At 52.7% G+C, this 383-nt stretch carries 1 pseudogene; it reads right to left on the reverse strand.

Annotation, left to right across the window (positions count from 1 at the left end):
• Positions 1-383 (reverse strand): annotated as a pseudogene (locus WG929_RS21005) (IS3 family transposase); the annotation flags it as partial.

The raw sequence follows: 383 nt of genomic DNA on the forward strand, positions 1-383 counted from the left end.
TCCAGCTTTTTTGAGAGCACCAGTAACGCAGCGGTTTCAGCCAAGGCACGGTCTTTTCGGTTCACTTCAGCCTGAAGTTTTTTAATCGTTTTGCTCGACTCACGCTGCTGTTTCAGCGCTTCTTTCTCACGGCCCTGCTGCATGGCTGCGCCCTGTAAACAAGCCGCTTTCCAGCTATGAACCTGCTCAACATAGAGGCCTTTTTCACGGCAATAGGCCGCACGCTCAACTTCAGACAAGCCCGCTGTTTCGATTACAACAGCCAGCTTGGCATCGGGTGACCAGGTATCGGCTGTCGGCTGGTTTCCGGGCACGGGAACTCCATCTTGTCGGCATAGTTTCAACCAACTATACAGGGTCACATCGGAAATGCCTTCCTCTGT

It is taken from the genome of Oceanobacter antarcticus, from assembly GCF_044962685.1.
Classification (GTDB): domain Bacteria; phylum Pseudomonadota; class Gammaproteobacteria; order Pseudomonadales; family Oceanobacteraceae; genus Oceanobacter; species Oceanobacter antarcticus.